Genomic DNA, 6,724 nt, shown 5'->3' with positions numbered 1-6,724 from the left:
CATAGGTATCTACACATTTATCGTGATACCTGTTATTACTTTGCAGAATGATTTCAACCTATCTGTTGGCGGGATTGACTCTCGCCTTACCCGCCGATATCAGACGCTGGTTAAACAGCATATGACGCCCGCGGCTCTTCTTGCTTCTGCGGTTAAAGACCTCGCAAGTGCTCAAAAATCAACTTTCGCAACTACCCAAGCTGTCTGGCGTTTTCTGAATAATAAGCGAATTAGCTTCAGTCAACTCAATGAGCCAATTATTTCGCTAGCACTTGAGCAAATTTCGCTTAGCCCGCATCCATACGCTCTCGTTGTTCATGATTGGTCACGTTTACAATTTCTTTACCATCATGCCAAATACGGACGCTTAAAAATGACGCACGGTGGCGATGTTGGATATGAACTTCAAAGCAGCTTGCTGGTTGATGCTGGCACGGGTTTGCCAATAGCGCCTCTATCTCAGACACTTACCGATGCAACCGGTTGTCATTCAACGTTGGCGGAAGGACTGTCCGAACGGCAGACACATATGGACGCCTTGACGACCGATATTGCCCGTGTGGAATCGCTTAATATAGGTAAAAAGCTGATTCATATAATTGATAGAGAGGGTGACTCTATTGGACATATGCGGACGTTGAGTACTCAAGGAATATGCTGGCTTATCCGAGGAAAAGAAGGACATGGTGCAGAGTGGCAAGGTAATTCATTGAAAATTGGTGAGATTGCTGCTCTTCTGCCATACAACGGATGCGGACAGGTAGACTGGAAAGGGAAAAAAGCTGATATGGAAATCAGTGAAACCTCGATAGTCATAACCCGAGCTGCGCAGCAGAAGCGTAAAGATAAAGAAACCGGCCGCCGCATAAAAATCCAACCTGGAGAGCCTCTGACGGTCAGATTGGTTGTTGTTCGGCTTACGGATGATCTCGGTAATGTGGTGGGACGCTGGACGCTGCTTACAAACGTTTGCAGCGAGATCACCTGCGAGGAAGTAGCTCGTTGGTATTACTGGCGCTGGAATATTGAATCATTTTTTAAGTTGCTGAAAGGTGCCGGACATGACGTAGAAACATGGCTTCAGCGCAGCGCGCCAGCCGTACTACGCAGGTTGTTAATAGCCAGTATGGCTGCTGTTCTGGTATGGCGGCTGCAACGCGCTGAAGGAGAAGAAAATGCGGCAGCCCGCCAGCTGATATGTCGCTTGTCAGGACGACAGCAAAAGCGAGGCCGCAGAGAGAGCGCTCCTGCTCTGCTCGCTGGCCTATCCATCTTGTTGAATACACTAAAATTATTATCGGAATATAGTCTGGAAGAACTTACTCATTTAGCGAGAGTTGCTCTTAAGCCTCCTCCCTGATGTGTAGATACCTATGGGATAAAGGTAGATACCGCGGGTGGACTGCCGATTCTGCTCGTTTTGCGCCACCAGCGCAGCGGCCTGGTTGGTCAAATTTTGCAAACGCTGGTTTAGGTGGCCGACTTCGCTGCGCAGCTGAGGCAACTGTGCTTCCTGCTGGCTGGCGCAGCCGGTAAGCAACAGCAGGGCTGAAACGGCATAACCCGCGCGATAACTGATTATCATAGCGGCAATTCCTTTTTTCAACGGTTGCTTCCAGTTTAGCCGGTAAGCGGTGGAAAGTCATGGGACATGCGGCGTTCCAGCGCCAATACCGATAACTCTGCGGCGTCGGTTCCGCTTTATGTACTGTTGCTTTGTAGTCGGCGGAGTTCGCGTTAAACTATCCTATCCCTAATCAGCCGGCCAGGAAGCGTTATGCATTGCCCGTTTTGTTCTGCAGTCGACACCAAAGTGATTGATTCCCGTCTGGTGGGGGAAGGAACTCAGGTTCGCCGCCGCCGGCAGTGCGTCATCTGTAACGAACGTTTCACCACCTTCGAGGTGGCGGAACTTGTGTTGACTCGCGTCATTAAAAGCAGTGACGTGCGTGAACCTTTCAACGAAGAAAAGCTGCGCAGCGGTTTCTTGAAAGCGTTGGAAAAGCGGCCGGTCAAGTCCGACGATGTCGAAATGGCCATCAACCACATCAAATCCCAGCTGCGCGCCACCGGTGAGCGAGAGGTGACCAGCAAAATGATCGGTAATCTCGTGATGGACGCGCTGAAAAAGCTGGATAAGGTCGCCTACATCCGTTTCGCCTCGGTTTACCGCAGTTTCGAGGATATCCGCGAGTTTGGCGAAGAGATCGCCCGGCTGCAGGATTAGGCGCTACCTGTAAGGACTGCCCTATGGATCAAGATGAGGTTTTTCTCGCGCGCGCATTCGAGCTGGCGCGGCGCGGGCGTTTCACGACGGCGCCCAACCCCAATGTCGGCTGCGTTATCGTTCGCGACGGGCGCATTGTTGGCGAAGGTTATCATCAGCGCGCCGGCTTTGCGCACGCCGAAGTGCACGCGCTGCGTATGGCGGGGGCTGCGGCGCGCGGCGCTACCGTCTACGTCACGCTTGAGCCCTGCAGCCATCACGGCCGCACGCCGCCCTGCGCCGACGCGTTGATAGACGCCGGCGTGGCGCGAGTGGTGGCCGCGATGCCCGATCCCAACCCCCAGGTAGCGGGCCGCGGTTTTTATCGGTTACAGCAGGCGGGCATTGAGGTGCGCCATGGTCTGATGCTCTCAGAGGCGGAGGCGGTGAATCCTGGCTTCCTCAAGCGCATGCGCACCGGTTTTCCCTGGGTCAGGCTCAAGCTTGCGGCATCCCTTGATGGCCGCACCGCCATGGCCTCCGGAGAGAGCCAGTGGATTACGTCTCCTGAAGCGCGGCGGGATGTGCAGTGCTGGCGCGCGGAAAGCGACGCCATCCTATCCACCGCCGCCACGGTGCTGGCGGACGATCCTGCCCTGACGGTGCGCTGGCCGTCGCTGCCGGCGGATGTCCAGGCCCTTTACCCCGAGGAGCGGTTGCGCCAGCCGGTGCGGGTTATTATCGACAGCGCCAACCGCGTGACGCCCTCTCATCAGGTGGTACAGGGTGAGGGGCTGACCTGGCTGGCGCGCCTTGCGGCAGATGATCTGGCGTGGCCCTCGTCCGTAGAGCAGCTCCTGCTGCCGGCCGGGGAGGGGGCAAACGCCAGGCATCTCGATCTGGTGGCGCTGATGATGCAATTGGGCCGCCGTCAGATCAACAGTCTGTGGGTTGAGGCGGGGGCGGGGCTTGCCGGCGCGCTGCTGGGCGCCGGGCTGGTGGATGAACTGATACTGTATCAGGCGCCAAAACTGCTCGGTGCCGCCGCCCGCCCGCTGTGTCTGCTGCCGGGGCTGGAACGGCTCAGCGCGGCGCCGGGTTTCACGCTGCTTGACCTCCGGCAGGTGGGGCCCGATATTCGCCTGCGTCTGAAACCCGACGAGCACGCTTAATTGGCCCGCGCAGCGGACAAAGTATTATGTTAGAATCCGCTCCCTCGCGAGACGATTCAGCTTTTTGCCATTTTGTAAGGATAATCATGAACGTTATTGAAGGTGTTGTTGCAGCCCCCGATGCGCGCGTCGCTATCGCTATTGCGCGCTTTAACCACTTCATCAATGACAGCCTGCTTGATGGCGCCGTCGACGCCTTGAAACGCATCGGCCAGGTCAAAGACGAAAACATTACCGTGGTCTGGGTGCCTGGGGCCTATGAATTGCCGTTAGCGGTCAGCGCGCTGGCCGACAGCAAAAGCTATGACGCCATCGTGGCGCTGGGCACGGTTATCCGTGGCGGCACCGCGCATTTTGAATTTGTCGCCGGCGAATGCAGCTCGGGCCTGTCCGCGGTCGCCACGCGCGCCTCGCTGCCGGTGGCGTTCGGGGTCCTGACCACCGAGAGTATCGAGCAGGCTATCGAACGCGCCGGGACCAAAGCCGGCAATAAGGGCGCGGAAGCCGCACTGACCGCGCTGGAAATGATCAACGTATTGCAAGCCATTAAAGCGTAAGTAAAGGGGAATTTTGTGAAACCAGCTGCTCGTCGCCGTGCGCGTGAATGTGCCGTCCAGGCGCTTTACTCATGGCAATTATCACATAACGACATCGCCGATATCGAAGTCCAATTTCTGGCGGAGCAGGACACGTCGGATGTGGATGTCGCTTATTTCCGCGAGCTGTATGCCGGCGCGGCGACGAATGCCCAGGAGCTGGACAAGCTGATGGCGCCCTACCTTTCCCGTCAGTTGGAAGAGCTTGGCCACGTTGAGCGCGCCGTGCTGCGCATTGCGTTGTTTGAGCTGAGCAAGCGCCAGGACGTACCCTACAAGGTTGCCATCAACGAAGCTATCGAGCTGGCTAAAACCTTTGGCGCTGAAGAGAGTCATAAGTTTATCAATGGTGTGCTGGACAAGGTAGCCCCTCAAATTCGTCCCAACAGAAAATAGCGGGGCGGGACCGGTACCGCCGCTCCCACCGTGACGCCGCGTCAGCACCAACACAAATTTGGACAGAATATGGCATGTGGTGAGTTTGACCTCATTGACCGCTATTTTAACCGGATGCGCAGCACGCGCCGGGATGTGGTGTTGGGCATCGGCGATGACTGTGCGCTGCTGTCGGTAGCTGACAAAAAGTGGATCGCGGTCAGTACGGATATGCTGGTGGCGGGTACGCATTTTTTGCCGGACATCAACCCCGCCGATTTAGGTTATAAATCGCTGGCGGTCAACCTGAGCGATTTGGCCGCCATGGGCGCCGATCCGGCCTGGCTGTCGCTGGCGCTGACCTTACCCTCGGTAGATGAGGGCTGGCTGGCCGCCTTCAGCGACAGTCTGTTCCAGCAGTTGGATTACTACGATATGCAGCTCATCGGCGGCGATACCACCCGTGGCCCGTTGAGCCTGACGCTGACTATCCAGGGGATAGTTCCCGCCGGCCGCGCGCTAAGCCGCAATGGTGCCCGCATCGGCGATTGGATCTATGTCACCGGCACGCTGGGGGATAGCGCCGCGGGTCTGGCGATACTGCAACAGCGTCTGCAGGTGCAGGATGCCCAGGACAAGCAATATTTACAGGCCCGTCATTTGCGTCCGCAGCCGCGCATTTTGCAGGGGCAGGCGTTGCGCAATCTCGCCAGCGCCGCCATCGATATTTCCGACGGCATCATCACGGATCTGCGTCACATTCTTACCCGTAGCGACTGCGGTGCCCGTATCAATTTGGACAGTCTTCCCTGTTCACCGGCGCTGCTGCGTCACACCACACCCGACCAGGCGCTGCGCTGGGCGCTGGGCGGCGGTGAAGATTATGAACTGTGCTTTACGGTGCCTGAAATCAACCGCGGCGCGCTGGATGTGGCCTTGAGCCATACCGGCGCGCCCTTTACCTGCATCGGCCAAATCGTGCCGCGCAGCGAAGGGATTCAATTTATGCGCCATCACCAGCCGTTAGAGTATGACTGGCACGGCTATGACCATTTCAAACGGGACGATATTGCATGACGATGGATATGTTGGCGGCCAAGCGGCGGATTAAACTCTCCAACCCCTGGCATTTGCTGGCGACAGGCTTTGGCAGCGGAATGTTTCCCTGGATGCCCGGCACCATAGGTTCGCTGGCGGCGATTCCGCTTTGGTGCCTGCTGGTGCAGCTGCCGTGGCAGCTTTATTCGCTGGCGGTCATGTTCAGCCTGTGCATGGGGGTCTATTTTTGCCATCAGACGGCGCGGGACATGGGGGTTCACGACCATGGCTGCATTGTCTGGGACGAATTTGTCGGCATGTGGATCACCCTGATGGCATTGCCGGTAAACGATTGGCGCTGGGTGCTGGCGGGCTTTTTGTTGTTCCGGGTGCTGGATATCTGGAAACCCTGGCCGATTCGCTGGTTCGATCGCAAGGTCCACGGCGGCATGGGCATCATTATTGACGATGTGGTGGCGGGGATTATCGCCGCCGGCGTGCTCTACTGGGTAGGGCATCATTGGCCACTGTGGTAGCCGGGGTAGGACAACGCCTCGGCCGCTGTTGTAGCGCAAGGTAGAATAACACCAGCCGCCGTTCTGGCGGCGGGTAGAACAATGCCGGCCGCTGTTCTGGCGGCGGGTAGAATAACACCAGCCGCCGTGCTGGCGGCGGGTAGAACAACACCGGCCGCTGTACTGGCGGCGGGTAGAACAACACCGGCCGCTGTACTGGCGGCGGGTAGAATAACACTAGCCGCCGTGCTGGCGGCGGGTAGAACAACACCGGCCGCTGTACTGGCGGCGGGTAGAATAACACTAGCCGCCGTGCTGGCGGCGGGTAGAACAACACCGGCCGCTGTACTGGCGGCGGGTAGAACAACACTGACCGCTGTTCTGGCGGCGGGTAATACACTGGCCGCTGTTCTGGCGGTGGGCAGGGCAATATTGGTCGCTGTTCTGACGGTGGGCAAGATAGTCCAGCCGCTATTATAGCGCAGGGCAGGACATCACAGCGGCCGCTGTTTTCATTCAGGATAAACGTCATTGGCCGCCGAGCAGCGCTAATTGAATAACCCCGAGTTTATTAGAGAGTAATTTTGGCAATACTACGCCGCTTCCTCTGATGCTAATTGCAAAGCGTAATAGTTCATTTCGGCTTCAGTAGGAGGGATGTAACCCAGCCGCCCGAGCAGCCTTCTGTTGTTGTACCAGTCCACCCAGTCCAGCGTGGCCAACTCCACTTCCGTCCGGTTTTTCCAGCTCCCGCGGTGGATAACCTCCGTTTTGTACAACCCGTTGATACTCTCTGCCATCGCATTATCGTAGGAGTCGCCG

At 57.3% G+C, this 6,724-nt stretch carries 10 protein-coding genes; 8 read left to right on the top strand and 2 right to left on the bottom strand.

What is annotated here, in order from left to right:
* The coding region (locus CINSTRO3249_RS11335) for a flagellar biosynthesis protein FlhF (protein ID WP_254304262.1) at nt 1-1,360 on the top strand (1,360 nt) is incomplete at its 5' end.
* Here CINSTRO3249_RS11335 and CINSTRO3249_RS11330 read toward each other — a convergent pair.
* On the bottom strand, nt 1,328-1,585 hold the full coding sequence (locus tag CINSTRO3249_RS11330) for a DUF3251 domain-containing protein (RefSeq protein ID WP_074013363.1): 258 nt from the start codon (nt 1,583-1,585) through the stop codon (nt 1,328-1,330). The two genes, CINSTRO3249_RS11335 and CINSTRO3249_RS11330, sit on opposite strands and share 33 nt — an antisense overlap.
* 192 nt (nt 1,586-1,777) lie before the next feature.
* On the opposite strand from CINSTRO3249_RS11330, the gene nrdR reads away from it, so the two are divergent.
* The 7 genes from nrdR (at nt 1,778) to CINSTRO3249_RS11295 (ending at nt 6,382) form a co-directional block, all read left to right on the top strand.
* Nucleotides 1,778-2,227 carry a transcriptional regulator NrdR gene (gene nrdR / locus CINSTRO3249_RS11325; protein ID WP_074013362.1) on the top strand — a complete coding sequence of 150 codons (450 nt, stop codon included), beginning with the start codon at nt 1,778-1,780 and terminating at the stop codon, nt 2,225-2,227.
* 23 nt (nt 2,228-2,250) lie between these two features.
* Nucleotides 2,251-3,378, top strand: a complete 1,128-nt coding sequence (gene ribD, locus CINSTRO3249_RS11320; protein WP_074013361.1) for a bifunctional diaminohydroxyphosphoribosylaminopyrimidine deaminase/5-amino-6-(5-phosphoribosylamino)uracil reductase RibD — start codon at nt 2,251-2,253, stop codon at nt 3,376-3,378.
* Between the two features lie 86 nt (nt 3,379-3,464).
* Nucleotides 3,465-3,935, top strand: coding sequence for a 6,7-dimethyl-8-ribityllumazine synthase (ribE, locus tag CINSTRO3249_RS11315; protein WP_074013360.1), 471 nt, complete (start codon nt 3,465-3,467; stop codon nt 3,933-3,935).
* Between the two features lie 15 nt (nt 3,936-3,950).
* On the top strand, nt 3,951-4,370 hold the full coding sequence (gene nusB, locus CINSTRO3249_RS11310; protein WP_074013359.1) for a transcription antitermination factor NusB: 420 nt from the start codon (nt 3,951-3,953) through the stop codon (nt 4,368-4,370).
* Nucleotides 4,371-4,439: 69 nt separating this feature from the next.
* Nucleotides 4,440-5,426: a thiamine-phosphate kinase gene (thiL, locus tag CINSTRO3249_RS11305; protein WP_074013364.1), complete on the top strand. Its 987-nt coding sequence runs from the start codon at nt 4,440-4,442 to the stop codon at nt 5,424-5,426.
* An 8-nt stretch (nt 5,427-5,434) separates the two neighbouring features.
* Nucleotides 5,435-5,923, top strand: coding sequence for a phosphatidylglycerophosphatase A (gene pgpA / locus CINSTRO3249_RS11300; protein WP_074013365.1), 489 nt, complete (start codon nt 5,435-5,437; stop codon nt 5,921-5,923).
* Between the two features lie 81 nt (nt 5,924-6,004).
* Nucleotides 6,005-6,382 carry a hypothetical protein gene (locus tag CINSTRO3249_RS11295; protein WP_074013358.1) on the top strand — a complete coding sequence of 126 codons (378 nt, stop codon included), beginning with the start codon at nt 6,005-6,007 and terminating at the stop codon, nt 6,380-6,382.
* 113 nt (nt 6,383-6,495) lie between these two features.
* Here the strand turns inward: CINSTRO3249_RS11295 and CINSTRO3249_RS11290 are convergent.
* A partial coding sequence (locus tag CINSTRO3249_RS11290) for an integrase core domain-containing protein (protein ID WP_143146879.1) occupies nt 6,496-6,724 on the bottom strand: 229 nt, incomplete at its 5' end.

It is taken from the genome of Candidatus Sodalis sp. SoCistrobi (genome assembly GCF_900143145.1).
Taxonomy (GTDB): Bacteria; Pseudomonadota; Gammaproteobacteria; order Enterobacterales; family Enterobacteriaceae; genus SoCistrobi.
Note: the sequence above shows the minus strand (reverse complement) of the source record. Positions and strands in the feature narration are given on the sequence as shown.